This is a genomic window from Polynucleobacter sp. CS-Odin-A6 (assembly GCF_018882095.1).
Classification (GTDB): Bacteria; Pseudomonadota; Gammaproteobacteria; order Burkholderiales; family Burkholderiaceae; genus Polynucleobacter.
The window spans coordinates 252,034-278,550 of the sequence record NZ_JACVPD010000002.1 but is presented as its reverse complement, the minus strand read 5'-3'; the positions used below and the strand labels follow the sequence as shown (position 1 = coordinate 278,550).

27 protein-coding genes are annotated in these 26,517 nt (G+C 43.7%); 21 read left to right on the top strand and 6 right to left on the bottom strand.

Annotation, left to right across the window (positions count from 1 at the left end; all coding sequences use genetic code 11):
* Nucleotides 1-19: 19 nt before the first annotated feature.
* Nucleotides 20-1,510, bottom strand: a complete 1,491-nt coding sequence (locus ICN15_RS06125) for a deoxyribodipyrimidine photo-lyase (protein ID WP_216201806.1) — start codon at nucleotides 1,508-1,510, stop codon at nucleotides 20-22.
* Nucleotides 1,511-1,621: 111 nt separating this feature from the next.
* Between ICN15_RS06125 and ICN15_RS06120 the strand changes: the two genes are divergently transcribed.
* The 17 genes from ICN15_RS06120 (at nucleotide 1,622) to waaC (ending at nucleotide 17,877) form a co-directional block, all read left to right on the top strand.
* The gene (locus tag ICN15_RS06120) at nucleotides 1,622-2,431 is read left to right on the top strand and encodes a YdcF family protein (RefSeq protein ID WP_216201805.1); all 810 of its coding nucleotides are present in this window, start codon (nucleotides 1,622-1,624) and stop codon (nucleotides 2,429-2,431) included.
* A gap of 97 nt (nucleotides 2,432-2,528) precedes the next feature.
* Nucleotides 2,529-3,125 (top strand): YqgE/AlgH family protein, encoded by a 597-nt coding sequence (locus ICN15_RS06115; protein ID WP_216202075.1) that lies wholly within the window; start codon nucleotides 2,529-2,531, stop codon nucleotides 3,123-3,125.
* Between the two features lie 28 nt (nucleotides 3,126-3,153).
* Nucleotides 3,154-3,540 carry a Holliday junction resolvase RuvX gene (gene ruvX, locus ICN15_RS06110; protein WP_255532885.1) on the top strand — a complete coding sequence of 129 codons (387 nt, stop codon included), beginning with the start codon at nucleotides 3,154-3,156 and terminating at the stop codon, nucleotides 3,538-3,540.
* A 1-nt stretch (nucleotide 3,541) separates the two neighbouring features.
* Nucleotides 3,542-4,045, top strand: coding sequence for a bifunctional pyr operon transcriptional regulator/uracil phosphoribosyltransferase PyrR (gene pyrR / locus ICN15_RS06105; RefSeq protein WP_216201803.1), 504 nt, complete (start codon nucleotides 3,542-3,544; stop codon nucleotides 4,043-4,045).
* Nucleotides 4,045-5,025: an aspartate carbamoyltransferase catalytic subunit gene (locus ICN15_RS06100; RefSeq protein ID WP_216201802.1), complete on the top strand. Its 981-nt coding sequence runs from the start codon at nucleotides 4,045-4,047 to the stop codon at nucleotides 5,023-5,025. The genes pyrR and ICN15_RS06100 overlap by 1 nt, the downstream gene beginning before the upstream one ends.
* A gap of 29 nt (nucleotides 5,026-5,054) precedes the next feature.
* A complete protein-coding gene (locus ICN15_RS06095) occupies nucleotides 5,055-6,395 on the top strand; it encodes a glycosyltransferase (RefSeq protein ID WP_216201801.1) in 1,341 nt (446 codons plus the stop codon).
* Nucleotides 6,392-7,291 (top strand): DUF6492 family protein, encoded by a 900-nt coding sequence (locus tag ICN15_RS06090; protein WP_216201800.1) that lies wholly within the window; start codon nucleotides 6,392-6,394, stop codon nucleotides 7,289-7,291. The genes ICN15_RS06095 and ICN15_RS06090 overlap by 4 nt, the downstream gene beginning before the upstream one ends.
* 132 nt (nucleotides 7,292-7,423) lie before the next feature.
* Complete coding sequence (locus ICN15_RS06085; protein WP_216201799.1) at nucleotides 7,424-9,154, top strand: GT-D fold domain-containing glycosyltransferase; 1,731 nt, start codon at nucleotides 7,424-7,426, stop codon at nucleotides 9,152-9,154.
* 36 nt (nucleotides 9,155-9,190) lie between these two features.
* Nucleotides 9,191-10,090: a glycosyltransferase gene (locus tag ICN15_RS06080; RefSeq protein ID WP_216201798.1), complete on the top strand. Its 900-nt coding sequence runs from the start codon at nucleotides 9,191-9,193 to the stop codon at nucleotides 10,088-10,090.
* A 4-nt stretch (nucleotides 10,091-10,094) separates the two neighbouring features.
* Nucleotides 10,095-11,102, top strand: a complete 1,008-nt coding sequence (locus ICN15_RS06075; RefSeq protein WP_216201797.1) for a glycosyltransferase family 10 domain-containing protein — start codon at nucleotides 10,095-10,097, stop codon at nucleotides 11,100-11,102.
* Nucleotides 11,103-11,141: 39 nt separating this feature from the next.
* Nucleotides 11,142-12,086: a WxcM-like domain-containing protein gene (locus tag ICN15_RS06070; RefSeq protein WP_216201796.1), complete on the top strand. Its 945-nt coding sequence runs from the start codon at nucleotides 11,142-11,144 to the stop codon at nucleotides 12,084-12,086.
* A gap of 7 nt (nucleotides 12,087-12,093) precedes the next feature.
* On the top strand, nucleotides 12,094-13,200 hold the full coding sequence (locus tag ICN15_RS06065) for a DegT/DnrJ/EryC1/StrS aminotransferase family protein (RefSeq protein WP_216201795.1): 1,107 nt from the start codon (nucleotides 12,094-12,096) through the stop codon (nucleotides 13,198-13,200).
* A 60-nt stretch (nucleotides 13,201-13,260) separates the two neighbouring features.
* Nucleotides 13,261-14,319, top strand: coding sequence for a dTDP-glucose 4,6-dehydratase (gene rfbB, locus ICN15_RS06060; protein WP_216201794.1), 1,059 nt, complete (start codon nucleotides 13,261-13,263; stop codon nucleotides 14,317-14,319).
* 16 nt (nucleotides 14,320-14,335) lie between these two features.
* A complete protein-coding gene (gene rfbD / locus ICN15_RS06055; protein ID WP_216201793.1) occupies nucleotides 14,336-15,298 on the top strand; it encodes a dTDP-4-dehydrorhamnose reductase in 963 nt (320 codons plus the stop codon).
* Nucleotides 15,299-15,323: 25 nt separating this feature from the next.
* Complete coding sequence (rfbA, locus tag ICN15_RS06050; protein ID WP_216202074.1) at nucleotides 15,324-16,247, top strand: glucose-1-phosphate thymidylyltransferase RfbA; 924 nt, start codon at nucleotides 15,324-15,326, stop codon at nucleotides 16,245-16,247.
* Complete coding sequence (gene rfbC, locus ICN15_RS06045) at nucleotides 16,244-16,810, top strand: dTDP-4-dehydrorhamnose 3,5-epimerase (protein ID WP_216201792.1); 567 nt, start codon at nucleotides 16,244-16,246, stop codon at nucleotides 16,808-16,810. Before rfbA ends, rfbC begins: the two co-directional genes overlap by 4 nt.
* A 41-nt stretch (nucleotides 16,811-16,851) precedes the next feature.
* On the top strand, nucleotides 16,852-17,877 hold the full coding sequence (gene waaC / locus ICN15_RS06040; protein WP_216201791.1) for a lipopolysaccharide heptosyltransferase I: 1,026 nt from the start codon (nucleotides 16,852-16,854) through the stop codon (nucleotides 17,875-17,877).
* 6 nt (nucleotides 17,878-17,883) lie between these two features.
* Here waaC and ICN15_RS06035 read toward each other — a convergent pair whose 3' ends face one another.
* Nucleotides 17,884-19,503: a TolC family protein gene (locus ICN15_RS06035; protein WP_216201790.1), complete on the bottom strand. Its 1,620-nt coding sequence runs from the start codon at nucleotides 19,501-19,503 to the stop codon at nucleotides 17,884-17,886.
* Nucleotides 19,504-19,623: 120 nt separating this feature from the next.
* Here ICN15_RS06035 and ICN15_RS06030 point away from each other — a divergent pair, with 120 nt between their 5' ends.
* Genes ICN15_RS06030 through trmB form a run of 4 tightly spaced genes read left to right on the top strand, consistent with a single transcriptional unit; the run spans nucleotide 19,624 to nucleotide 22,731 of the window.
* On the top strand, nucleotides 19,624-20,469 hold the full coding sequence (locus tag ICN15_RS06030; protein WP_216201789.1) for an undecaprenyl-diphosphate phosphatase: 846 nt from the start codon (nucleotides 19,624-19,626) through the stop codon (nucleotides 20,467-20,469).
* Nucleotides 20,470-20,513: 44 nt separating this feature from the next.
* On the top strand, nucleotides 20,514-20,972 hold the full coding sequence (locus ICN15_RS06025; RefSeq protein ID WP_216201788.1) for a DUF2721 domain-containing protein: 459 nt from the start codon (nucleotides 20,514-20,516) through the stop codon (nucleotides 20,970-20,972).
* A 6-nt stretch (nucleotides 20,973-20,978) separates the two neighbouring features.
* Entirely contained in the window at nucleotides 20,979-21,932 is a 954-nt protein-coding gene (locus ICN15_RS06020) for a UDP-glucuronic acid decarboxylase family protein (protein WP_216201787.1), read from the top strand.
* Between the two features lies 1 nt (nucleotide 21,933).
* Nucleotides 21,934-22,731 (top strand): tRNA (guanosine(46)-N7)-methyltransferase TrmB, encoded by a 798-nt coding sequence (gene trmB, locus ICN15_RS06015; RefSeq protein WP_216862803.1) that lies wholly within the window; start codon nucleotides 21,934-21,936, stop codon nucleotides 22,729-22,731.
* Nucleotides 22,732-22,794: 63 nt separating this feature from the next.
* On the opposite strand, the gene ICN15_RS06010 is transcribed toward trmB, so the two are convergent.
* The 4 genes from ICN15_RS06010 to ribBA are packed head-to-tail and all read right to left on the bottom strand — an operon-like array spanning nucleotide 22,795 to nucleotide 26,491.
* Nucleotides 22,795-24,273 carry an NAD-dependent succinate-semialdehyde dehydrogenase gene (locus tag ICN15_RS06010; protein WP_216201786.1) on the bottom strand — a complete coding sequence of 493 codons (1,479 nt, stop codon included), beginning with the start codon at nucleotides 24,271-24,273 and terminating at the stop codon, nucleotides 22,795-22,797.
* Nucleotides 24,274-24,310: 37 nt separating this feature from the next.
* Complete coding sequence (nusB, locus tag ICN15_RS06005) at nucleotides 24,311-24,814, bottom strand: transcription antitermination factor NusB (protein ID WP_216201785.1); 504 nt, start codon at nucleotides 24,812-24,814, stop codon at nucleotides 24,311-24,313.
* A 5-nt stretch (nucleotides 24,815-24,819) separates the two neighbouring features.
* Nucleotides 24,820-25,338, bottom strand: a complete 519-nt coding sequence (gene ribH, locus ICN15_RS06000; protein WP_216201784.1) for a 6,7-dimethyl-8-ribityllumazine synthase — start codon at nucleotides 25,336-25,338, stop codon at nucleotides 24,820-24,822.
* 4 nt (nucleotides 25,339-25,342) lie between these two features.
* Entirely contained in the window at nucleotides 25,343-26,491 is a 1,149-nt protein-coding gene (ribBA, locus tag ICN15_RS05995; protein WP_216201783.1) for a bifunctional 3,4-dihydroxy-2-butanone-4-phosphate synthase/GTP cyclohydrolase II, read from the bottom strand.
* Between the last annotated feature and the right edge of the window lie 26 nt (nucleotides 26,492-26,517).

The following is a 26,517-nucleotide window of genomic DNA, read 5'->3' as shown; positions in this document are numbered from 1 at the left end:
TACTTTTACATTCAATACTTTAATTGTCCAGAGATTCGGGACTTACTTTTTTCACAACGCTATACCGCACCAAGGTTTTCTTACGAGCTTCATCATGATTGACAATCGGTAGTGGGTAGTCTCGGCCAAGGAGAATACCAGCGGCCTCTAATTCAATATGACCTGCTTCCCAAGGCGCATGAATAGATTTTTTAGACAATTGATCGAGTTGCGGTAAATATCGTCGAATAAATTTACCTTCGGAATCAAATTTTTGAGATTGGGTAATGGGGTTGAAGATTCTGAAGTAGGGCTGGGCATCACAACCTGAGGATGAGGCCCATTGCCAGCCACCATTATTGGAAGATAGCTCAAAATCATTGAGGTGTTGCGCAAAGTAGGCCTCACCCCATCGCCAATCAATCCCTAAATCCTTGGTCAGAAAGCTGGCGACAACCATACGTAGGCGATTATGCATGTAGCCACTTTGATTCAGTTGGCACATAGCCGCATCTACCAAGGGATAACCTGTTTTGCCGTCACACCAAGCTTGAAATAATTTTTTGGCATGGGCGCCGCTTTCCCATTCGATATTGTCGTAGTCTGGCTTGAAGGCAGCGCCTTTGGCAAGGCGGGGGTGATTCGCGAGAATCATAAAATAAAAGTCACGCCAGATCAGTTCGCTCAACCAAATGGTCGCACCCATACTTCCTGCCAGCATACGGCGATGGGTTTCGCGTACCAGACCACGGATAGAAAGCATACCAAAGCGCAAATGAGACGAAAGATAACTGACGCCCTTGATGGCCGGGAAGTCTCTACCGATTTGGTATTGATCGATGCGATGAAGAAAGTCTTCTAAGAATATTTGACCAGCTTCGGAGCCTGGTGGTAAATAAGTTTCAATACCGGTTGGAGTAAAGCCCATTGATTCCAAGGTCGGGAAGGGTGCTTGTAGTGCCTTCGGAATTGCTGCAAATTGTCCTTTTTTAGGAGAGCAGTCATAAGCGGCAATATCTTTTTCTTGTAAAGATTTGAGCCAATTATTTTTGTAAGGCGTAAAGATAGAGAACACCGTATTCGAGTTCGTCAGAATTTCCTTCTTCTCAAAAATTACTTGGTCCTTGAAAGTTTCCAATGCAATACCCAACTGATGTAAAGATGCTTGAATTGAAGCATCTCTTGCGATTGCCGATGGCTCGTAGTCATGATTAATGTAGACCGTGTTTACGCCCAATGTCTTAGCGATGTGTGGGATGCATTCTGTCGGTTTACCAACTTGAACAATCAGTCCGCCACCCTGTTGACGTAATTCAGCGTCGATTTGTTGGAGACCTTGCCAGATAAAGTCGATGCGGCGATCATGGGTGAGTGCATCTCGATCCACGCCCTGGCTATGAAGTGGCTCTAGGATATTAGTATCAAAAATGAAGGTAACCCAAACCTGCGTGTTCTGTTTGAGGGCGTTATGAAGTGCGGCGTTGTCATAAAGACGTAAATCACGGCGGAGCCAAATAAGCGCTTTTTGCATAGCCCCTATATTAGGGCTTATTCGATTAGCCTGCTGAGCTTGCGGGTAATATGAGGGTTACTGATTGACTACGCACTAACTACGCACTAACTACTCACCGACTATGTATTTATGGATACTTTCTTTTTTATCTTCTCTAAGATCGTGCAGTTTTGTATTGAACCCCTCAATTGGGTCATTGTCTTTGTGGTGCTTAGTCTTTTCTTTCTTGGACTGAGAAAACCCCTTCTATGTAAACGATTCTTAATATTGGCTTTATTCGATTTATTGCTAGTGGGCTGGTTGCCCACTTCGGAGATTTTTTTAAGAGCGCTTGAGGATGCGGTTCCTAAGGTAAATCTTGCTCAAATGTCAGAAAAGGATTTTGGCGGCATCATTATTTTAGGCGGCGCCATTGAGGGTGGTGAAATTGCCCTAGATCGTGGTGAAATTTCTATTGGATCGGCTGCCGAACGCGTTACCAAGGCTTTCGAGCTCATTCGCCGGTATCCAGAATTACCTTTTATCTTTAGTGGTTTCTCAGGGCGCCTCTCTCCAAAAGGGGTATCTGAGGCGGATGCGTTTAAGCAATTGATAGCTGAGCAGGGTCTTCCCAGTAGGAACGCCCATTATGAAAACCAATCCCGTAATACCTATGAGAATGCATTGCTGGTAAAACCCATGGTCTTGGAGTTTGGCGCCAAAACTGCCAATGACAACCCAAAACCTTGGTTGCTGATTACTTCGGCATCGCATATGTATCGATCTTTAAGGATTTTCCAAAAACAAGAGATTGAGGTAATCCCTGTTTCCGTGGACTACCGTACTGGAAATAGCCTGCACTGGGGATCATTTGATTTGATGGAGGGGGCTCAGCAATGGAATAATTTTCTGCATGAGCTTGTTGGCTTGTTGGCTTACTTCATTACCGGCAAGATCTGACCATATTTCGGTAAAATAAAGTCACATGAACAAGGCTAATAAAGCCCCTGGGGGTCAAACCCCAACTCCCACCCCAACCCCTGAGATGGGTCAGTCCATTTCATTTTCTGCAGATCATCTCGCTAATCAATTCTTAATTGCTATGCCTGGCATGGTTGATCCTAATTTTGCCGGTACTGTTATCTATCTGTTTGAGCATACCGAGCGGGGTGCTATGGGTTTAGTAGTGAATCGACCTACGGAATTAGATATGGGGGCTCTCTTTGAGAAGATCGAACTCAAACTGGAAATTGCCCCTATTTCGGGGCAACCAGTCTACTTTGGCGGCCCAGTTCAAGTAGAGCGGGGCTTTGTTCTGCATGAGCCCGCCACTAAATCTGCTATGGAATCTATATATAGCTCCTCTCTAGTCGTACCAGGCGGTCTCACCATGACTACTTCTAAGGATGTCTTGGAGGCAGTAGCAGTTGGCAGTGGCCCTAGCAAGTTTCTGATGACCCTGGGATATGCCGGCTGGGGTGCTGGCCAGCTTGAAGAGGAAATTACCTTAAATGGCTGGATGAATGTGCCCCTATCCCAGCAGCAAATGATAGATATCATTTTTGATACTCCTGCCAGTCAACGCTATGAGAGAACTATGGGGTATTTAGGCTTTGATCCTGCCCACCTATCTGACCAGACGGGACACGCCTAATCCGATGCGGGGCCCAGAGTTAACGGTAATGGCCTTTGACTTCGGCACCAAGCGAATTGGTATCGCTGTGGGCAATACCCTCACTCAATTGGGTCAGCCCATTAAAACGATTACTGAAACATCTGGCGATGCTTGTTTTAAGTTGATTGAAGGGCTCCTAAAGGAGTGGCAACCTAATCGCCTTGTAGTTGGAATGCCCTGCCATCCAGATGGTGCCGAACATGAAATGAGTGCCCGTGCCCGTCGCTTTGGAAATCAGCTCCATGGCCGCTTCGAGTTGCCAGTAGATTGGGTGGATGAGCGTTATACCTCAGCAGTTTTAGAGGGTAATCCTGAGATGCGAGACAATTTGGATGCCGAGTCCGCGGCCTTAATTTTGGAGCAATATTTTCTTGAGAAGAATTGGATGAGTTGAGATGAATGCAGAGCAGTCATATCTAAAATTACTAGAGGTATTGCGCCAGCGCAAAGATGCTGGCGATGTTTTTGAGTTGGCTGGACTTGCAATGGGCGGGGCTTGGATTGCAGAGCGTTTAGCTGCAGATTTAAATCTACCCCATTTTGGCGTCATTAATGTAGCGTTTCATCGAGATGATTATGCCGAAAAGGGAATGACTGCAATCCGCACCTCTAGTACGATGCCCACCCATCTTCCTTATGAAGTGAATGGTGCTAATGTGATTTTGATTGATGATGTCTTGCTTACTGGCCGCACGGTACGTGCTGCACTTAATGAGTTATTTGATTTTGGTAGACCCGCACAAGTAGAGTTGATGGTCTTGGCTGATCGTGAGAAGCGTGAGCTACCTGTTACTGCCGATTTTGTTGGAGAGCCGGTTACTATTCCTGAGCATCAGATTTTAGTATTAGAAAAAGATGGTGCTGGCAAGTTCAGCTTCCAATTAGAGGAGCGTGCGTAATGAGCGAGTCTAATAATTTCGGCACTAGTCAGATCAATCAATTTAATACTGCTGGCGAGTTAACCCATTTATTAACCTTAGAGGGTTTACCTAAGGAGCAACTACTTCATATTCTCGATACTGCAAAACAGTTTGTCAGTGTGACAGATCCCGCAAGAGAAGTGAAAAAAGTTCCGCTCCTTCGAGGCAAGAATGTATTCAACCTTTTCTTTGAAAACTCCACACGCACTCGCACCACCTTTGAGATTGCCGCTAAACGGTTATCTGCTGATGTCATTAATCTCGATATCTCTACTTCCTCCACGGCTAAAGGGGAGAGTCTCTTAGATACGATTGATAATTTAGTCGCAATGCAGGCGGACATATTTGTCGTGCGCCATGGTGTCTCTCGAGCACCGATTGAAATAGCTCAGCATGTTCCATCTCATGTGCATGTGGTTAATGCTGGTGATGGTAGCCATCAACATCCGACTCAAGGTCTGTTGGATATGTATACGATGCGCCACTTTAAGAAGGACTTTACTAGCCTTAAGGTTGCCATCGTGGGCGATATCGTGCATAGCCGAGTTGCCAAATCCAATATCTGCGCTTTGAGAACCTTAGGTTGTACGGACATTCGGGCAATAGGACCTGAAAGTCTGTTGCCAAGTGACTTGGATATGTTGGGGGTCAAGGTCTTCCACAGCATGGAGGAGGGTTTGAGAGGGGTTGATGTGGTGATGACCTTACGTATTCAGAAGGAGCGTATGGAGGTTGGGCAGGTCCCAGAAGGCGCCGCTTTTTTTAAGCAATATGGTTTAACATCTTCACGCCTCGCTCTGGCACAACCTGATGCTATCGTCATGCATCCCGGACCCATGAACCGTGGCGTAGAAATTGATTCTGTAGTAGCCGATGGTCCTCAGTCAGTAATTCTGAACCAAGTGACTTTTGGTATTGCAGTACGTATGGCGGTGATGTCGATCGTTGCAGGCAACTAGTTGCCATCCACTATTACGCTAGTGCACTAATGCAAAAAAAGAACTGGTTAATCCTGTCACATGGTTTCAATATGGATGGACGGGCATCGAGCCTCACCATTACCGACAAGATTCCTTATTTATTAAATGCCGGTATTCAGCCTCGTGTTTTTAGTGCCATTACCGGCATCAAAGATAGCAGATTTCCTCATGAGCAATTTTTAGCTTGGGGTCCGGCAGCTTTTCGTTTTGACTTCCGTCATTGGATTGCCAACCAATATGGCCGCGGGATCTTTTATAAGATCTCTACTGGTCTAGTCTCCTTATTGCTTGCTCCTCTCATCGCTTTAGAGAAATTCTTTCTCGGTTACTCTAGTCAATGGTCTTGGGCAATGCCAGCTTATGTACATGGTTTAAAACTCATTAGAGAGGGCAAGGTTGATGTCATTTATTCAACTGGGGGGGCTTGGTCGGCCCACTTGGCGGGTTTATGGCTGAAGAAAAAAACAGGCTTGCCTTGGATTGTGGAGATTCATGATCCTTTAGTGATTCGCAAGAGTGCAACTGATCCTGGATTTGACAAACCTAAAAATCGTGACGCACAATTTCGTCAATACCTAGAAAAACAAATTTGTAGATACGCAGATTTAGCATGGTGGTTCACAGATGGTGCCTTGCACTATGCAAAGGTGCGCAATCCCAATCTCAACACCCCAAATAATGCTTTTGGTTTTATGGTTCTCCCAGGAGCAGAGCCACCAGGAGGCCTGAGTCAATCTGTTAAGCACGCATATTCTGAGCATCTCAATTTATGTCACTTTGGTTCTTTGGCAAATGATCGTTCACTCTCTACTATCCTAAATGCGCTTGTACCACTGTTTAAGAAATTTCCTGAGGCCAAGCAGCACATACGAATACATGCTTATGGCGCACCTTTAGACCCTTTGACAGTAGATGCAATTAAAGTACTGCAGTTTGAGGATGTATTGGTAGCTCATGGTCGTCTTGAGAAAGATCCTCAGTCTGGTAAATCTGGTAGAGAGCGGGTAGTAGAGAAGATGCAGGCTGCAGATGTATTGATTTTGCTGCATGGCAATGACGAGTGGTGCGCTGAATACATTCCCTCTAAGCTCTATGACTATCTCTGGACCGGAAGACCGATGTGGGGAATAACGCATCGTAATCCTCAGTTGGATCAGATACTACTGGATCAGAGTGCCTATTTGAGTCCACAGAGTGACGTTAAAGCAGTTGAACTTGCCTTAGAAAGAATTTGGTTAGACTGGAAAAATCGGCAACTCATAGAGCCCAAATGGATGCCGGTGGGCGTGGATCAGGCTGCGTTTAGAATACTTTCAGAAGTTCAAGCAAAAATAGAAAGAAGTATTTGAAAGATCTCATTCTCTACTGTAAGTCGTATCGTAATGATTTTCTTAGGCTTAAGAGACTTCTCTCCTCGGTGAATCAATATAACCTTGATCAGATTCCCTTTTATATTTCTACCCCAAGAGCCGATCATGATCTACTAATCAGCATATTGGGCAATGAGGCTTATATTTGGATTGCTGATGAAGAGATTGTTACCGCAAATCCTCGGGCTGACTTAAAAAAATATAAGGAGTTACCTGGCGGGATATCACAACAAATTGTTAAATCAGAGTTTTGGCGCTTAAAAATTTCTGAAAACTATGTATGTCTTGATTCGGATTGCATCTTTATTCGCAATTTTTTCAAGAATGATTTTTTAACTGCAGAGGGAATTCCATATACGGTTTTACATCAAAATAAAGAATTTTTTCAAATGGCAGCCAATCGAGGTCATCTCAGGGTTGAGAATGATCTCCGAGAAGAGGCAAGGCGGGTACAGAGTCTATTTTCTAGAGTTGGCCCATCATTTTATTGCGCACCAGCCCCTTTTATTTGGTCGGCAAGGGTATGGGAATCATTGGATCTTGAACATCTTAAGCCACTAAATATTTCAATTTGGGAGTTTATTTCCTCTCAGCATCCTGAGACATTAATATATGGGGAGGCACTAATGAAATATAGGGCAATCCCCTTGGTTGCCATAGAACCTCTTTTTAGAACTTATCACTACGACTGGCAATATTATTTGATGAAGCGTCAGGGTGAAACTGTTGAGGGGCTTAGACAAAACTATATGGGAGTAATCTATCAATCTTCATGGGATGGAGATGTCGACTTATTTCCCAGAAAAAAAACACTCCCTTCAAGGATGTTAAGACGTTTGAAGCGATTTATTAATTATCTTCAGAGCTTTATTTAATTTTGCAGAGCTAATGATTAGGTTAATTATTGATATGAGTGAATTGAAAACCACAATGCACTATTTAAATGGATGGGTTCTCCAGGCAGTGAAAAATTTATTGGATCTTCAATTGCATAACACAGAGCTCAAATGTCAACCATCATAGTTTTTTCAAAAGATAGGCCCATGCAGTTGCATGGTTATCTAGAAAGCTTACTGCTATTTTCTGATGTTGTAGAGGAAGATGTAGCTGTACTTTTTAATCAAACCTCTCAAATTGATTACAAGAGGGTGATCGATTCTTTTCCAGCCGTTAAATGGGTTAAGGAGAAGAATTTTTATCTTGACTTAGTAACTATAATTGAAGCATCCGATGATTACATTATGTTTGGTTGTGATGATGTTGTTTTTAAAGCTCCATTCGATCTTAATTTTGCAAAAGAAGTATTGAAAGAAGATGATGATATTTTTGGATTTAGTTTAAGGCTCGGCAGAAATATTCAGCCCACACCTAAGGATTTCTTGGTCTCAAAGGAATATTTGAAGTGGAACTGGCAAGGGTCTACTGATTTACATTACAACTACCCATGGGAGCTAGATTGCACTCTTTATCGTAAAAGCGATATTAAAAAGATGCTGGCATCTCATAACGACACAATAAAGTCGCCAAATTATTTTGAGGGTGACTTTGCTAATGAGTCAAAAAAATATATATCTAGACCATGTTTAGCTTGTTTTGATGGAATAAGTAAGGCAATTGTTATCACTGTCAATGCCGTCCAAGATACTCACCAGAATGGTTTTGATAATAAAAAGCTAACTGATGTTTTTAGCCTAAGTCATTTATACAATGTTCAACAAAACAAGTTGGATATAAGAGCAATTGCAAATATCAAAAATTCCCAAATTCATGTTGGTTCCGAATTTTTCTTACTCGAGAATTATGATAAAAATTGGGAGAGTTTTGAGGTTCAGGAGGTTCAGAAAAAAAAGTCAAACCCGTTTAAATTGTTTATAAAAAATATTGGCTATTTATTTAAATACGATCTCAAAAAAATAGCACAGGATTCTGTTGGGAGGAATGAATTTAATTTAACGCTGGATGGAATCCACTATGAAATCTCCCGCGATCTTGTCAAGATTAATAAGCCCAACATTCTTTCCCCCAGAGAAACGATTAGTGAGCTAGTGTACAAGAAGACGTCATTTTGCCGTTTTGGTGACGGTGAATTTATCCTAATGGCGGGTGAAGGTATAGCATTTCAGAGATCAGATGCGATATTGACTCGCAGGCTAAATGAAATATTCCGATCAAACTATGAAAATATATTCATTGGGATACCTCATTGCTATTATTCCACCGTGCAGGATATGAGGGACTTTCCTAAGGCATTTATAAGATCCTGGGTTGCTCAATATAGAAATAAAATTACATCTCTTACTGTGCCAAGTAAGCAGTATTACGATACTGGCTGTACACAGTTATATGCGTTATTTAAAAGTTATGATTTTAAGGAGTACTTCTCTAAAATAACTGATATTTGGACGGGGCGAGATGTTGTAATTATTTGCGGTAGTTCAGTATTTGACTTGATTGAAAATAATATCTTTGATTGCGCAAAAACTCTTGAGTATCAATATGCACCCTCTAAAAATGCATTTGACTCTTACGATGAAATTTTAGAGAAGGCAAAAACAATAGACCATGAAAAATTGATTATTATCATTCTTGGTCCGACAGCTACAGTTCTGGCATTCGATTTAGCCAGGCTGGGATATCAAGCCCTTGATTTTGGGCATATTGCAAAAGATTACGATTTTTTCTGTAAAAAAATAGAGCACAACGACCAAACAATATCTAATTTTTTTAAGCCCGACTAAAATATCTTTAATCACTATTTATAGAATAAGCGTTAAGTGTCCCTCACCATTTTTGTTCTTTGTTATAACAGGCCTGCTTTGGCCAGACTGGCAATTGAATCTATCGTTCAGCAAAGCTGTCATGGTTTTATATTAATTATTTCAGATCAATCTACCAATAATGATGTAGAGGCGATGGTCAAAAGCGAGTTTCCCAGTGTATGTTATGTAAAAAGGCCTTCATCTCTAAAGCATTTGGAGCACTTCAATACCTGCATAGGTGAGGTTAAAACAGATTATTACTGCCTTTTTCATGACGATGATCTAATGAACCCAAATTTTGTGGAAGTGATGCTGAAATTTATCGGCGATCATCCATCTGCTGCTGCTTATGCCTGCAATGCATTTATTGAGACTAACGGCACAATAGAGCCCCGCTTATCTTTTATTTCAAAAAATGAATATGAATTAATAAGTGGTCCCCGCGATTTAGCGGAGCGCTATTTTTCGCATAACCAGTCTGGCATTGCCCCAAACCCAAGTTATATATATAGCCATCCACTTGCTGGGGACGAGTTATTTATTGTGAACGGGGGCAAGTATGCAGATGTTGCATTACTTTTAGATATTCTTAAAAAGGGAAGTATCTTTTGGTTGAACAAGCCATTAATGACTTATCGAATGCATGGGAATAATGTTGGCAGTGTTGAGTCAATACCAGATCGCCTTCGTTTTCTTGGGTATCTCAAGAAGCACAGGCAGGAATTTGGTAAGGCTATATTGCAAGACTACCGCTACTCATTTATTTATAAAAAGATCTTAAAATCCGATTGGAGATTCCGCTCTAAGAGATTAGGGGTCGTAAAAAAATTCTTAAGTGGATACCAGATTTCTCGGTACTCAAGATTTAGCACCTACAAGGCACTGCTGAAGCGTGCTTTGATAAAGTGGGCCTAAAAGGATGATTTATGGAAACTTCTTTTCAGATGATCCACGTGGAAAAAATGCCATGTTTGGGGAGCTGGTTGAGAGTCCGATGGGCTACTATGAGTTACTAAAAGAGCATTTTCAGCGTTTGGGAATTGAAATCAATACGCCTGATGTTAATTACGGAAAGACAGTTTCCTTTGATCTGCATATTGAAGGACGTCATTTGATAGGCGACGATAATGTACCTAGGTATCTCATTGCATTAGAAAATCCAAATCATAATCAACTCAATGGATCTCAACTCTATTTTAGTAATTTTTCCAAGGTTTTTACTTGGAATGCAGAATTACTTAATTTAGTTAATGTAATAAAGGTGTTGCCACCACATCAAATTTCACATAGTCAATTTAGTTCTTACCATGACCGCGATATTTTTAGCACTCTAATAAATGGCAACAAAGCTTTCCGTAAAAAATTGCCAACTGATTTATATTCAGAGCGTATTTCCACCATACGCTGGTACGAAAGAAATGCCCCTGATGAATTTGAACTATACGGAAGAGGGTGGGATAAGCCTCCGCCAGCCTTTGATCTCGTTGGCAAAATGAGGCGTAGTATTCCAAGCCTGGGAGTAAAATTACTTAAAAACAAGTGTTTCCCGAGCTATAGAGGTGAATTGCAAAATAAAAGTGAAGTATTGCGTCGTAGTAAGTTTTCATACTGTTATGAAAATAATAGAGATTTATCTAATTACATCACTGAAAAAATAATAGATGCTTTTGTATCTGGATGCGTGCCTATATATTGGGGGGCTGATAATATCCTAGACTATATTCCCGCAGGATGCTTTATAGATAGGCGAAATTTTAGGAATACTGCCGAAGTACATCAGCATCTTCTCTCTATTTCTCCAGAAGTATATTCTGAGTACCAGTCGAATATTTCAAAGTTTCTACAGAGTGATGTTGCCAAAAGATTTAGTTTTGAGCACTTTGTTTCTGTTGTAACAAATGAAATAGCCCAAGATTTTGACTTGTAACTTGTTTAGTTTTTGCAGAACTTACGGTATGTTGAAAACATGAATAATATAAATTACTTTACTCACCCACTTTCGGATGTTCAGACGAAAAGAATTGGGAAAAATACTCGTATCTGGCAATTTGTTGTTGTTTTGCAGGATGCAATCATTGGCTCAGAGGCAAATATTTGTGCTAATTGCTTGATTGAGAATGATGTTGTGATTGGTGATCGTGTCACCATTAAATCCGGTGTTCAAATTTGGGATGGCCTTCGTATTGAGGATGATGTTTTTATTGGCCCCAACGTAGCATTCACTAATGATAAATTCCCTCGTAGCAAAATCCATCCAGAAACTTTTTTAAAAACATATATTAAAAAAGGCGCGAGTATTGGTGCAAACGCCACCATACTGCCCGGTGTAACTGTTGGAGAATGCTCCATGATCGGAGCCGGTGCAGTAGTTACCCGCGATGTCCCTCCAAATGCAATCGTTGCCGGAAATCCTGCCCGAATTGTTGGGTACGATCCTTCTGAAGCGGCTACACCTGAGTTGGCTGATGCGATTACTCCTGGCATGGGATCGAGCAGTAGCGTCGGAATATCAAATTGCCGTATATATCAGCTTCCATTTATTCAAGATTTACGCGGTAATTTATCTTTTGCTGAGTATGAGAAGGATCTCCCTTTTGTTGCTAAGCGATGTTTTTGGGTCTTTGATGTACCTTCAAAAGATGTTAGGGGAGAGCATGCACATAAAGAGTGTCATCAGTTTTTAATTTGCGTATCTGGACATGTAACCGTGATGCTCGATGATGGTAGCAAAAGAGTGGAAATTAAACTTGATAGCCCCTCGCTTGGTCTGCACATTGAACCAGGTGTCTGGGGAGTCCAGTACAAGTATTCTGCTAACGCTGTTTTGGTTGTGCTTGCATCCCATATTTACGATGCCGATGATTACATACGTGATTATTCGGCATTCTTAGCCTATAAAAATCATTCCTAGAAACCACATGATTCCCTTTCTTGATTTAAAAACTATCAATCTAAGACAGCGAGATGAATTTCATGCGGCCTTGGATAAAGTCCTTAATAGTGGGTGGCTCATACTGGGTGAGGAATGCAAGTCTTTTGAGGTTGAATTTGCATCTTATTGTGGTGCCAAGGAGTGTATTGGCGTTGGTAATGGACTAGAGGCCTTGCATCTGGTACTACGTGCATGGAATATAGGTCCGGGTGATGAAGTTATTGTGCCCTCCAATACCTACATTGCAACGTGGCTTGCAGTAACATATACAGGCGCCATCCCTGTCCCCGTCGAGCCAGACAGAACAACATACAATATTAATCCCGCTCTAATTGAAGGGGCGATAACCGCCCGAACAAAGGCCATCATTGCAGTTCATCTATATGGACAACCAGCAAATATGTCTGCCATCAATGACATAGCAAAAAAATATGGCCTAAGAGTTCTTGAGGACGCTGCTCAGGCTCATGGAGCCGAATTTATGGGGCATCGAGTAGGTGCGCTTGGAGATGCAGCTGGTTTTAGTTTTTACCCGGGTAAAAACTTAGGTGCGCTTGGAGATGGTGGAGCTATTGTAACTAATGACCCAGTGCTGGCCAATCAATTGCGCGCTTTACGTAATTATGGATCTCACGTCAAGTATCACAATGAAGTATTGGGTTTCAATTCTAGATTAGATGAAATTCAGGCCGCTTTCCTGCGCATGAAATTACCGCTGCTTAATACTGATAATGGGCATCGTGCTGAGATTGCTGAAATTTATAATCATGGTTTGGCTGGTATTGAAAGTTTGACTCTTCCAGAGATTATTGACGGCAATACATCTGCATGGCATCTTTATGTGGTCCTGCATCCCCAGAGGGATAAATTGGCTAGCTATTTAGCTGACCAGGGTATTTCAACCATGATTCACTATCCCATCCCGCCCCACCTGCAGCCTGCTTATAACAACCTTGGTTTTAAAAAAGGTGATTTTCCTATTTCTGAAAAAATTCATTCCGAAACTTTAAGTCTGCCCATGGGTCCATCTATGTCTATCGAAGAGGCGAAAAAGGTAGTTGCTTTAGTTCAAATTTTTTGTAAAGCATTCTGAGAAGTATTTTCTTAAGAAATAATAGGCAAGCATGGCAATACATTTAGTATTGGAGTGGAAATGATATTAGTTACTGGTGGCGCTGGCTTTATTGGTGGAAATTTTGTCCTTGATTTTCTGAGAGATCCCACCAAAGAAGGAGTCATTAACTTAGATAAGCTAACCTATGCCGGTAATTTGGCTACTTTAGAATCTGTAAGAGATGACCCTCGGCATATATTTTTTCAAGGCGATATTGGTGATCAAGGGTTAGTTACCAGATTGCTCAAAGAGTATCAACCAAGTGCAATTGTAAATTTTGCAGCTGAGAGTCATGTAGATCGATCTATCGATGGGCCAACTGAATTTATCACCACCAATATTGTCGGTACCTTTAATTTGCTTGAGTGTGCTCGAAAATATTGGAGCGACTTAGACGAATTTTCTAAAAAAGCATTTCGCTTTCATCATGTATCTACTGATGAAGTGTATGGATCCTTATCTTTAACAGATCCTGCTTTTACTGAAACCAATACCTATGAACCTAATAGTCCATACTCTGCGTCCAAGGCAGCTTCAGACCATTTAGTGCGCGCATGGTTTCATACTTATGGCTTTCCTGTAGTGACAACCAATTGTTCTAATAACTATGGCCCCTATCACTTTCCTGAGAAGTTGATTCCATTAGTCATTCTTAATGCACTCAATCACAAGCCATTGCCCATTTATGGCGATGGACAGCAGATTCGTGATTGGCTGTATGTGGGTGATCATTGTTCTGCGATTCGTGAAGTATTGGCTCATGGAAAACTAGGTGAGACTTACAACATTGGCGGCTGGAATGAAAAAACCAATATTGATGTTGTAAAAACTATTTGCGCGATCTTAGATGAACTTCAGCCACGCTCAGATGGCAAGTCTTATGTAGAGCAGATCACTTATGTCAAGGATCGCCCAGGGCATGATCGCCGTTACGCGATTGATGCTAGCAAAGTTGAGCGAGAGTTGGGATGGAGGCCTGCTGAGACTTTTGATACTGGTATTCGGAAGACAGTGCAGTGGTACTTGGATAATCCGGTGTGGGTCGAGGGCGTCGTTAGTGGCTCTTATCGTGACTGGCTGCAAAAGCAGTACCACTAGACTACGCATAGCCTTAATGAATATCCTGGTATTTGGTAAAGATGGTCAATTAGGAAAAGCATTTCAGGTTTTACTTGATACTCAATTATCTATTTTCATGGATAAGCCAAATATTCAATACGTTGGTCGCCCCGAATGCGATCTAACTAACGCAAGTGCTTTAACTGCACTGTTAAGCCAATTCCAGCCCGATCTCATCATCAATGCTTCAGCATACACAGCCGTCGATAAAGCGGAGGCAGAGCCAGCCCTTGCTTTTGCAATCAATGCCACAGCCCCTGAGATCATGGCGCAATTCGCTGCAAAACATGGCGCTACTCTTTTACACTTCTCGACTGACTATGTATTTGATGGTGAGAAATATGGCTACTATCTAGAAGGTGATATCCGTAATCCCTTAGGTATGTATGGCAAAAGCAAGGCCCTTGGTGAAGAAGTGATTACCAAGACATTTGTTAGTAGTAATAATGGCGGCCAATACGCTATCTTAAGAACTAGCTGGGTATATGGCGATGGTGGCAATTTTATTCGGACTATTTTGCGTTTAGCAAAAGAGCGAGAAGCGCTCAAGGTGATTCATGATCAATGCGGAGTCCCCACTAGCGCCCAGTGGCTAGCGCAAATGAGCTTGAATTTTGTAATGGATGATGCAGGCTTGCTAAGAGAGTTTCCCTCTGGCATTTATCATGCAGTGCCAGCAGGCGAGACTGATTGGCATGGTTTGGCAGTTTTAGCCGTGCAAGTTGCCTTAGAGGCTGGCGCAACCCTGAAGGTGCTGCCAGATGCTATTGAGTCAATTCCTGCGGTGGACTACCCTCTACCTGCTCCTAGACCCATGAACTCAAGAATGTCGACTGATAAGCTTCACCAAGTCTTGAAGAGTCGGGGCGATATGTCAAAATTACAACAACTCAATCAGCCCTGGGATATTGACGTGAAAGCCTATGTCTCGAAGTTGGTTAAAGATGGAATTCTCTAGAAAGCAAGTGATGGCCGTAAATCCGATGAATCGCAAAGGCATTATTTTGGCAGGAGGCTCTGGCACTCGTTTATATCCAGTGACGCAGGCCGTTTCTAAACAGCTCATGCCTGTCTACGATAAGCCGATGGTCTACTATCCGTTGACTACGCTGATGCTTGCTGGCATTCGCGATATTTTGTTAATTTCTACACCCCATGACACGCCGCGGTTTACAGAGTTGTTGGGTGATGGTTCTCAGTGGGGCTTGAATATTGAGTATTGCGTACAGCCCTCACCCGATGGATTGGCTCAAGCATTTACCTTAGGCAAAAACTTTGTCGGTAACAATCCTAGTGCCTTAGTATTAGGTGACAATATTTTTTATGGTCATGAGTTAGTGAATCAGCTTGATAGCGCCAATGATCGCAATAGCGGCGCTACAGTATTTGCTTATCACGTGAATGATCCTGAGCGATACGGTGTAGTGGAATTTGATCAAGAGTACAAAGCACTCTCGATTGAAGAAAAACCTCTCAAACCGAGAAGCAACTACGCAGTTACCGGCCTCTATTTTTATGACAACCAAGTCTGTGACATCGCCTCATCAATCAAGCCGAGTGCACGCGGAGAGTTAGAAATTACGGATGTGAACCGCGCCTATCTTGCAAAGAATGAGCTTAATGTCGAGATTATGGGCCGTGGCTTTGCATGGCTTGATACAGGGACTCATGACTCATTGCTAGATGCTGCTGGCTTTATCGCCACATTACAAAAGCGCCAAGGTCTCATGGTTGCATGCCCCGAGGAGATTGCTTATCGTCAAGGGTGGATTACAGCGGATGATGTTCGAAAAGTAGCCGCGAAACTCAATAAAAATAGCTACGGACAATACCTCAGTAAAATTGTGAATGAGCTCAATACCGGTATCCAACCTGCTGCTTTATCGCAAAAGAGGATGATCGGGTGAGCACCCAGCCTAAACTAATAGTTACTCCAACAGCCATTCATGATGTACTCATCATTGAGCCCAAGGTTTTTGGTGATGAACGCGGTTGGTTTACTGAATCCTTTAACGCTCAAGACTTTGCTGCGGCTACCGATTTGAATGTCGAGTTTGTACAAGATAACCACTCTTTTTCTCATCAGTGGACGTTGCGGGGCTTGCATTACCAATCAGAGCAAACACAGGGTAAATTGATGCGTGTTGTTGCCGGTAGTGTTTTTGATGTGGCGGTAGATATTCGCAAAGATTCGCCTACCTATGGGCAGTGGGCTGGCATCGAGCTGAGCGCCGTTAACCATAAACAATTGTGGATACCACCAGGTTTAGCTCATGGCTTTTTAGTGCTGTCTGAGTCTGCTGAGTTTCTCTATAAGACTACTGACTACTATCACCCCCAAAGTGAGGCTTGCTTGGCCTGGAACGACTCTACCGTTGGTATTAAATGGCCCTTGCCAACAGGTATCAAGCCCAATATGAATGCCAAAGATTCTGCTGGCCTATCGTGGGATCTTGCCCCCAAGTTCTAGTTGAATTTAAGCTTATTTTCAAAAGATAAGATAATGCTCTGATGAGCGCTTCCCCCAAAATCTTATTGGTAAAACTATCGTCTCTGGGTGATGTCTTACATAACCTCCCTATTGTTTGGGATTTACGAGCACGATTACCTCATGCCCAAATCGATTGGGTAGTGGAGGAGGGGTATGTCCACTTACTCACCCCACTATTAACTCGAGATGGTTTTAGGGGAATAGATCGGATCATCCCCTTTGGCTTGCGTCGGTGGAAGAAGAATCTGTTTAGCCTGGCCGTTTGGAAAGAATACTTTGCATTCAGAAAAATATTGCAAACGACTACCTATGATGTGGTGATTGAAACACAAGGCCTACTCAAATCCGCCATCGTATGTTCTTTGGCCAAGAAGAGCCAAGACGCTGTAGTTATTGGTCTTGCTAATGCGACTGAGTTCTCAGGTTATGAACCGCTCGCAAGATATTTTTATAGCCAATCTGTTCGTGTGCCTACTCAATGTCACGCGGTAGATCGGTCGCGCCAGGTAATGTGTTCGGCATTGAATTGGCCCTTACTGGAGCGCTCAACTACGCCACAATTTTATCCAAAAGAATGGATTACCAGTATTTCAAAGTCTTCTATTTCAGAGCTGAATGCGCCTTATGTACTGTGCTTTCATTCCACAGCAAGAGAAGCTAAGCGCTGGGCTAACATGCATTGGGTTGCCTTTGGTAAAGAGCTGGCAGCGCGTGGCTTTCAAGTAGTATTTCCTTGGGGAAATGCGGCAGAAAAATCAGTCAGCGATTTGCTTGCATCTCAAATTTCTAATGCGCTTGTCCCCCCAGCCTTTTCTATCGAAACGGCTTTTTCAGTGATTGCTGGTGCTGCATTAACAGTGGGGGTTGATACTGGCTTAACGCATCTTGCCGCAGTTTTAGATAAGCCGACCGTAGAAATTTATTGCGATTCTCCCCGCTGGAAAACGGAGGGCTATTGGTCCAACCGAATTGCTAATGTGGGTGATATCCAAAGTCCACCGACAGTCAAAGAGGTGTTGGATGCCTCTCTTAAACTACTGGCTTGATTTCTCTTATCGGAGCAGAGTGTTAATAGAAAGCAGATCCTCGTCAGACAAAGAAGAGGAAAGTGCTTTCAGTCGAATCGCATTGAGGATAGTGTTATAGCGTGACTGCTGTAGTAGGGAGCGGGTAGAAATCACGGTATCTAAGGCGATCAATACATCAATATTGATCAATGTCCCTACCTGAAATCCGAGCTTGCTGGACTCCAATGCGGATGTCGATGAGCGCTCTGCGGCCTCATAAGCCTTCACACTTGCCAGGCCACCATAAAAGCCAGTAAAGGCTGCGCGCGTATTTTGGGCTGCTGTGCGACGGGCGTTATCGAAATTGGCCTTAGCTGCATCTAAGAGAGCAGCATTCTGACGAATAACAGAGCTGTTATAGCCACCAGAAACCAGTGGAATATTCATTTGCAAACCAATGGTGTTGTTATATACATTTGTTTGCGCTGGTTGATAGCTGTTAGGGGTTCCATTTGAAGTGTTATAGCCACTCGTGCCGACTAAATTAATGGTGGGGTAATTGAGCGCTTGCGATGCTCTATAAGTACTCTCTGCCAGGCTAACCGACAGCTGACCTACCAACACATTGAAATTCGCTGTTTCAGCTTGAAGAATCCAGTCTTCCAAAGTTTGACCCTTAGGTAATGCTGGGTTCACGCTTTCGGCAATGGGAATGCCATTGCTATCCTTACTCCTAGAGCGAGGATCTCTAAGAACCCCATCAATCTTGGCCTCTTTGGTTAGTGGCTTTAAAGCACCCACAGGTCGCCCAACTAATTGCTCTAAAACACCGCGTTTGACTACGAGATCCGCTTGCGCTCCAATTTCTTGAGAGTTGGCGAGATCTAATGCAGCTTGAGCAGTATTGACATCAACAATCGTTGCTAAGCCGGCATCAAATTTTGCTTGGGCAATTTCGAGTTGTTGCTTAATTAATCCTTTTTTATTGCGATAGAGTTCAACGTTATCTTGACTGGTTAAAGCATCAAAATATGCTTGTGATACCCGCAGAATTAAATCTTGTTGCGCTAGATAAAATCGCATGTCAGCAATTTTGGTATTCAAGTCACCCTGATTAAATGCCTCTAAGGCAGCGACGTTAAATACGGGTTGTGTCAGCGTGACGGTGTAGTTTTTTTGATCAAATACACGGGAGTTTCCGGCTTGATTAGATACGGTTGTAGTACCCGCACCATGCTGGTAATAGCGAGTACCGCCAGGGGTAGCGTTCGCTTGTGGAAGTAATAAGGATAAACCTTGCCAATACAATTCTTTGCTGGCTTGGTAGCTAAAGCGTGCCGCATTGAGAACGGGGTCGCTAAACGCAGCCTCTTGATACAGGCGAATTAAATCGGATGCTTGACTAGGGCTAGTGACACCAGCGGCGCCATTCAAGCTTGAAGGGGCGCCATTAGTCGGAATTGCCTGCTTTGGAACTGCCACCATTTGTGGAGGCATATCCAATCCGGTTAAGGATTGGGTGCTGATAGGGGTTGGCAGCGATGGCTTGGCTCCAATAGCACTTTGCCCATAAACGCTGGAAGAGATCGCACCAAAGCCGAGTGTCTGGCTCAGGATTAAACCAAAAGCGGTTAACTGAGATAGGCGAAAGCGGGTTGGGATCATCTAATTCGAGTACTTTTCAATGTGCCATGCAGTTTAAGGCTTATTTGTACAAATTGCCTGATTTGAGCCTCATTTTGCCAAATCTGAACTCCAATACTATCTATCTATAAAATCAGGTCTATGGATCTAATTTTGCTAGGCAAGGCCTTAATACTAGGGGTAGTGGAGGGCTTAACGGAGTTTTTGCCAATCTCCAGTACAGGCCATTTGATATTGGTTGGCGATTTACTCGATTTTAATGATGAGCGTGGCAAAGCCTTCGAGGTGATTATTCAGTTTGGAGCGATCTTGGCGGTCTGCTGGGAGTTTAGGGAAAAGCTTTTGAAGGTGGCATCCACTTTGCAAACTAGCGCGATTTCTCGGCGCTTTATTATGAATTTATTGATTGCTTCTATTCCTGCTATGGGTCTGGCTTTCGTATTTGGTAAATATATTAAGGCGGTCTTGTTTGCTCCAATTCCAGTTGCGACTGCCTTTATCGTGGGGGGATTCGTCATTTTTTGGGCGGAGCATCGTCAGAAAAAAGTGATGCCTACCAAAGGCCATATTCAATCGGTAGATGATCTCACTCCCTTAGATGCTTTAAAAGTGGGATTAGCGCAATGTGCTGCTTTGATTCCAGGGACATCTCGCTCGGGCGCGACCATTATTGGGGGCATGCTCTTTGGTTTGCCGCGAGCAGTAGCTACCGAGTTTTCTTTCTTTTTGGCTATTCCGGTCATTGGGGGCGCAACGGCCTATGAATTACTAAAGCTTTGGAAAAGCCCTGTTTCTTTGTCGGGCGACTTCACTTGGGCGATTGCTGTCGGATTTATTTCAGCCTTTATCTCAGCCTTTATTTGCGTGCGCTGGTTAATTCATTATGTTGCTGGGCATAACTTTATCCCCTTTGCTTGGTATCGTATTGTCTTTGGCTTGCTAGTCTTGATCAGCGCCTATAGTGGGCTAGTGGCCTGGTCACATTAAGCTGAAGATTCAACAAGTAAATTGGATAACACACTGGAATCAATATGGATGCATCAATAGACGCAATTACAAATAATATTCAGCTAGCCCTAGCACCTGTCTTTTTATTGACCGCAGTAGCTACACTCATTAATGCCATTTCTGCACGCTTGGCTCGATCGGTCGATCGCATGCGCGCTATCCAAGATCGCATTGAGGAGGGGGTTATTCAGGATCAGGCCATCCTGATTCACATGATGAAGGAAGCCAATGAGGCAAAAGTTCGAGGCCGTCTTTGTACTGTGGCCATTTTCTTCAACGTTTTGAGTGGTGTATTTATTTCATTAACCGTCTTGGAACTATTTTTCTTTCAAGCAGGTGCAGTACGTTCCATACAGGCTACCTATGTTATTTGGACTTTCGTACTGGGCCTCATATCATTTATGACTTCTCTCTCAGTCGTGCTGGCTGAAGTGGTTTATGCCTATCGTTCCGCTGGTTGGAACACACCTTTTCCTAAATAAAATACTATGCAAAATTACAATCGTCACAACAAAATCCTCATCACTGGAGGCGCAGGCTTTCTTGGCTCGCACCTCACCGAGAAACTGCTTAAAGAGGGTAATGAGGTTTTGGTGGTGGATAACTTCTTTACGGGTACCAAGCAAAATTTGTCCCATCTACTAGGCAATCCCCATTTAGAGATCATGCGTCACGACGTGACCTTCCCACTGTATGTAGAAACCAACCAGATCTACAACTTGGCTTGCCCAGCTTCACCAGTCCATTATCAATATGATCCCGTCCAAACGACGAAGACCAGCGTGCATGGCGCAATTAATATGCTGGGATTAGCTAAGCGCACTCGCGCCAGAATCTTGCAAGCGTCTACCAGTGAAGTCTATGGTGACCCTGAAGTGCACCCTCAACCAGAAGAGTATTGGGGAAGAGTCAATCCCATTGGGATTCGCTCTTGCTATGACGAGGGCAAGCGCTGTGCCGAAACCTTATTTTTTGATTATTATCGTCAGCACAACTTAGATATTAAAGTGGTGAGAATCTTTAATACCTATGGACCTCGCATGCATCCGAATGACGGTCGGGTAGTAAGCAACTTTATTGTGCAAGCCTTACAAGGCAAAGACATTACTATCTATGGTGACGGTCAGCAGACACGAAGCTTTTGTTATGTAGATGATCTGATTGATGCCATGGTATCCATGATGAACTCCGAAGAAGGCTTTACAGGCCCCGTTAATATTGGTAATCCAGGTGAGTTCACAATGCTGCAATTAGCTGAAACCATTTTGAAGCTCTCGGGTAGTAAATCCAAAATTATTCATCAGCCACTCCCATCGGATGATCCTAAGCAACGCCAACCCAATATTGAGCTGGCTAAAGCCAAGCTAGGTTGGCAGCCTAAAGTTCATCTTGAGGATGGCCTCAAAGAGACGATTGCTTATTTTAAGAAAGTAGTGAATTAGGTTGCCTGAAGAGAGATCGGAGAAGCAGGTCGACCGTATCCGCTCTTTTGTTTTAAGGGCAGGCAGAACTACTGCTGGTCAACAAAGGGCGATGGATGAGTTGGGCCCACAGTTTTTAATTCCCTATCAAGAAGAAGAGCTCAATCTTCAGGCTGCTTTTGATGGCTCTTTGCGTCCTAAGATATTGGAAATTGGTTTTGGTATGGGAGAAACCACTGCCAAAATTGCAACCTTACGACCTGAAGATGATTTCTTGGCGATTGAAGTACATCCTCCTGGGGTTGGCGCTTTACTGAAATTGATTGGTGAAAATAATCTCACTAATTTGCGCTTGATTCGTCACGATGCTGTTGAGGTACTCGAGAAAATGATTGCGCCAAACTCCTTAGATGGGATCCATATTTACTTTGCAGATCCTTGGCATAAAAAGCGTCACCATAAGCGCCGCTTAATACAAGCGGAGTTCGTAACGCTATTGGTTTCTCGTTTAAAGCTCGGAGCCTATTTACATCTCGCCACCGACTGGCATAACTATGCCGAGCAAATGCTATTAGTTTTAAATGCCGAGCCAATGCTCATGAATACTTCGAACGAGCAAATGCAGATAGAAACTTTTACCTTCGATGATGTTACAAAAGAAGGGGGGTCTAGTAAAGAATTTAAACCTACCCTCGAGCAACTCAATACAAAGCAACTCGGGTATGTTGAGCGGCCAGCTTACAGACCCATTACCAAGTTTGAAAACCGAGGATTAAAGTTGGGTCACGGAGTGTGGGATTTGGTTTATCGGAAAAAATAAAGCCGCTCAATAAAGTCGCTAACAGCAGCTTTATTGCACAGTTTTATCAAGAGCACTGTTGATTTACAGTCCCAAGCAAATATATTTCAGTTCGAGATATTCATCCATGCCGTAGGCGCTACCTTCGCGCCCAAGACCAGATTGTTTGACGCCGCCAAAAGGTGCTACTTCATTGGAGATGATGCCTGTATTAACACCCACAATGCCATATTCCAAGGTTTCAGCCGCTTTCCAGATGCGGCCAATATCTCTGCTGTAAAAATAAGATGCCAGGCCAAATTGGCTGTGGTTTGCGAGTCTTAGGGCCTCTTCATCACTCTCAAAGGGAATGATCGGCGCAACTGGACCAAAGGTTTCCTCATGAGTAATCAGCATATCGCTAGTGACATTGGACAAAATAGTTGGCTCATAAAAGGTGCCGCCTAGTACAGATCGCTTGCCGCCAGCCACCAATGTAGCCCCTTTGCTTAGCGCATCTGCTACATGTTTCTCTACCTTTATCAAAGCAGCTGGCTCAATCAATGGGCCTTGAGTCACTCCAGGCTCCATACCGTTACCGAGCTTAATCAGCTCAATCGCCTTGGCAAATTTTTCTACGAATTCATTTTGCACTTTTTTATGTACATAGAATCGGTTAGCACAAACACAAGTTTGTCCTGAGTTACGATATTTGGATGCCACTGCGCCAGCAACGGCAGCATTAATATCCGCATCTTCAAATACGATAAAGGGAGCGTGGCCACCGAGCTCGAGGGCTAATTTCTTTACAGTAGGCGCACATTGCGCCATCAAAATGCGACCCACTTCAGTCGATCCCGTAAACGAGAGGTGGCGCACAACAGGAGACTCGCAGAGTGTTTTACCAATCGCAACGGATTGATCAGCATCTGCTGTCAGAATATTAATAACACCAGCAGGAACTCCAGCACGTTGGGCTAGCTCAGCTAACGCAAGTGCGGATAGTGGTGTTAGCTCTGCGGGCTTGATCACGATAGTGCAACCTGCCGCCATTGCAGGAGCGATCTTGCGAGTAATCATCGCGATTGGGAAGTTCCAGGGCGTAATGGCAACGCACACCCCAATGGCTTGCTTCAGAACGATAACGCGTTTATCACTCCAGGTAGTGCTTGGAATCGATCCCGTCACTCGTTTTGCTTCTTCAGCAAACCACTCGATAAATGAAGCACCATAGGCCACTTCACCGCTAGCTTCACTTAAGGGCTTACCTTGCTCTAAGGTCATGAGAGTAGCGAGATCTTGGGTGTTGGCAGTAATTAAATCAAACCATTTGCGCATGATTCCGGCACGTTCTTTACCGGTTTTATTTTTCCAGTCTTGAAAAGCCTGTTCTGCTGCAGCAATTGCGTGCTCAGCATCTTGAGGTCCGAGATTACTCACTTCAGCAATGAGTTCGTTGCTCGCTGGGTTAGTGACTGCAAAAGTTTTTCCTGAGGCGCTACTGACCCATGTGCCATTGATGAAGGCCGCCTCCTTAAAGAGGCTGGGGTCTTTTAGTAGGTTACGAATGTCTATTTTTTGCATTACCGTTCTCCGAATACACCTCATACTCTGAGTGAGTTTATTTTATTTCGCCAGCCTGAATTTCAGTGCTGCGTAGTGTTTTAGCAAGTAGGTCTAAAACCCCATTGACATACTTATGACCATCAGTGCCGCCAAAAGTTTTAGCAAGCTCTACAGCTTCATTGATAGCGACTTTATAGGGAACTGCTAAATCGATCGCTAGTTCATAGGTGCCAATTAATAAAGCAGCATGTTCTACAGGCGAAAGCTCATTAATCGGGCGATCGAGAGCCGGAGTAATCAGACCCTCTAACTCATCAGTACGCTCTAGAACCCCTGCAAAAATGCCTTGAAATAGCTCGAGCTGACAACGACGAAAACCGGGATCTTCAGCTAATTGCTTGGCAATGGCGGCAGCATTAGGCAGGCTGCCCGCACGACGCATGACAAGACTCTGATAAACACCTTGTAAAGCATATTCACGAGCGCGACGACGGGGCGTTAGCGATCTCTTGGGTGGGCTAGCTACTGCAGTTTGTGGGTTAACGGGAGTCTTGGTCATATCCATCATTCATCTTGGCTGGGATTGATCTCAAAATCAATGTCGGGTGTCAATGCTAACGCTAAGTTAGCCATCTCTACAACGGCTTTAGCGCAATCAGCACCTTTCACTTGAACACGCACTTGAGCTTGTTCATCGGTATTGCAGGTGAGTACGCCATTGGCAATGGGCAGACCTGAGTCAATAGAGATGCGTGTGATTCCGGAAGCGGATTCGTTGGAGACTAATTCAAAGTGATAAGTCTCTCCACGGATCACTGCACCAAGAGCAACCAAAGCATCAAACTCACCAGTCTCGGCCATTTTTTGGAGTGCAAATGGAATTTCTAATGCACCCGGTACGGTCACTAATTTAATATCAGATTGAGACACGCCTAACTTGATGAGCTCCTCAATACAGGCCGTCGTCAGTGCAATGCAATGGTCTTCATTAAAGCGGGCTTGTACGATACCGACGCGAAGGTCTTGGCCATTTAAATCTACTTCTAAAACGCCTACTGCTTGTTCATGATGGGCTGTTGTCATAGTCTTAGCTTGCTGATGAATGAGGTTCAAATGGGGTGTAGCCAGTCACTTCAAGTTGATATCCAGAAAGGCTAGGGATTGGATTCGGATTAGCGAGTAAGCGCATTTTTCCAACACCAATATCTTTCAGAATTTGAGCGCCGATACCGTAGCTACGAAAATCAGTTTTTCGTGCCAAAGGTTTTTGTATTTCTTCAGCATGAGTGCCATTGAGTTTATGAAACTGGGCAAGCCAATCGGCGTCATTGGGTGCTGCAATACCTGAAGCATTGAGGAGTACTGCAACGCCTGCCGGTGCAGTTGCCAGCTTTTGTAGTGCTTGAGCAAGAGGCCAAGAGTGGGTACTGACATTCGCGTCAAGGAAATCCAAAACAGTGACGGGTTCATGCACGCGCACCAAGGTCTCTTCAGACTCTAAAGGCTTGCCATGAATTAATGCCAGATGGATACAAGAGCTAGGGGTATCGCGATAGACGATGCCCTGAAACTTTCCCCAGGGGGTGATGAACTCACGTTCACCCTCACGAACCACAATGCTTTCATGCTGGCTACGATACTGAATGAGGTCAGCAATACTGCCAATCTTAAGCTGATGCTCTTTTGCAAACTCTAGTAAGTCCGGCAAACGTGCCATGCTGCCATCATCTTTCATGATTTCACAGATGACAGCGGTAGGGGAGCAACCTGCCATTGCTGCTAAGTCGCAGCCGGCTTCTGTATGTCCTGAGCGTATCAACACACCACCTGGTTGCGCCATGAGTGGAAAGACATGTCCAGGTTGCACAAGATCACTAGGTTTAGCATGCGGTGCTACCGCTGCCTGAATCGTGTGGGCGCGATCTGCAGCAGATATGCCAGTTGTGACACCACTGGCTGCTTCAATCGAAACAGTAAAGTTAGTCCCCATGGAGGTGCCGTTATCTCTCACCATTAAGGGGAGATTAATTTGCTGGCAGCGCTCACGAGTTAAGGTGAGGCAAATCAATCCACGACCATGCTTGGCCATGAAATTGACGGCTTCAGCAGTGACATGATCTGCAGCGAGTACTAAATCACCTTCATTCTCGCGATCTTCTTCATCAACCAGAATGACCATCTTGCCGGCTTTGAGCTCAGCAACGATTTCTTCTGTGGGGGCGAGGGTATTTTGCATAGCCCTCTATTTTAAGCTGAGGGGGC

Excerpts from the sequence above, each read along its gene's own strand:
- ICN15_RS06030 (WP_216201789.1), top strand. The coding sequence starts at position 19,624 with ATGGATCTAATTTTGCTAGGCAAGGCCTTAATACTAGGGGTAGTGGAG.
- ICN15_RS06095 (WP_216201801.1), top strand. The coding sequence starts at position 5,055 with ATGCAAAAAAAGAACTGGTTAATCCTGTCACATGGTTTCAATATGGAT.
- ribBA (WP_216201783.1), bottom strand. The coding sequence starts at position 26,491 with ATGCAAAATACCCTCGCCCCCACAGAAGAAATCGTTGCTGAGCTCAAA.
- ICN15_RS06070 (WP_216201796.1), top strand. The coding sequence starts at position 11,142 with ATGAATAATATAAATTACTTTACTCACCCACTTTCGGATGTTCAGACG.
- pyrR (WP_216201803.1), top strand. The coding sequence starts at position 3,542 with ATGAATGCAGAGCAGTCATATCTAAAATTACTAGAGGTATTGCGCCAG.
- ICN15_RS06120 (WP_216201805.1), top strand. The coding sequence starts at position 1,622 with ATGGATACTTTCTTTTTTATCTTCTCTAAGATCGTGCAGTTTTGTATT.
- waaC (WP_216201791.1), top strand. The coding sequence starts at position 16,852 with ATGAGCGCTTCCCCCAAAATCTTATTGGTAAAACTATCGTCTCTGGGT.
- rfbD (WP_216201793.1), top strand. The coding sequence starts at position 14,336 with ATGAATATCCTGGTATTTGGTAAAGATGGTCAATTAGGAAAAGCATTT.
- ICN15_RS06020 (WP_216201787.1), top strand. The coding sequence starts at position 20,979 with ATGCAAAATTACAATCGTCACAACAAAATCCTCATCACTGGAGGCGCA.
- ICN15_RS06125 (WP_216201806.1), bottom strand. The coding sequence starts at position 1,510 with ATGCAAAAAGCGCTTATTTGGCTCCGCCGTGATTTACGTCTTTATGAC.
- ICN15_RS06010 (WP_216201786.1), bottom strand. The coding sequence starts at position 24,273 with ATGCAAAAAATAGACATTCGTAACCTACTAAAAGACCCCAGCCTCTTT.
- rfbA (WP_216202074.1), top strand. The coding sequence starts at position 15,324 with ATGAATCGCAAAGGCATTATTTTGGCAGGAGGCTCTGGCACTCGTTTA.
- ICN15_RS06085 (WP_216201799.1), top strand. The coding sequence starts at position 7,424 with ATGTCAACCATCATAGTTTTTTCAAAAGATAGGCCCATGCAGTTGCAT.
- ICN15_RS06100 (WP_216201802.1), top strand. The coding sequence starts at position 4,045 with ATGAGCGAGTCTAATAATTTCGGCACTAGTCAGATCAATCAATTTAAT.
- ICN15_RS06075 (WP_216201797.1), top strand. The coding sequence starts at position 10,095 with ATGATTTATGGAAACTTCTTTTCAGATGATCCACGTGGAAAAAATGCC.
- ICN15_RS06035 (WP_216201790.1), bottom strand. The coding sequence starts at position 19,503 with ATGATCCCAACCCGCTTTCGCCTATCTCAGTTAACCGCTTTTGGTTTA.
- ribH (WP_216201784.1), bottom strand. The coding sequence starts at position 25,338 with ATGACAACAGCCCATCATGAACAAGCAGTAGGCGTTTTAGAAGTAGAT.
- ICN15_RS06025 (WP_216201788.1), top strand. The coding sequence starts at position 20,514 with ATGGATGCATCAATAGACGCAATTACAAATAATATTCAGCTAGCCCTA.
- ruvX (WP_255532885.1), top strand. The coding sequence starts at position 3,154 with ATGGCCTTTGACTTCGGCACCAAGCGAATTGGTATCGCTGTGGGCAAT.
- nusB (WP_216201785.1), bottom strand. The coding sequence starts at position 24,814 with ATGACCAAGACTCCCGTTAACCCACAAACTGCAGTAGCTAGCCCACCC.
- rfbB (WP_216201794.1), top strand. The coding sequence starts at position 13,261 with ATGATATTAGTTACTGGTGGCGCTGGCTTTATTGGTGGAAATTTTGTC.
- ICN15_RS06065 (WP_216201795.1), top strand. The coding sequence starts at position 12,094 with ATGATTCCCTTTCTTGATTTAAAAACTATCAATCTAAGACAGCGAGAT.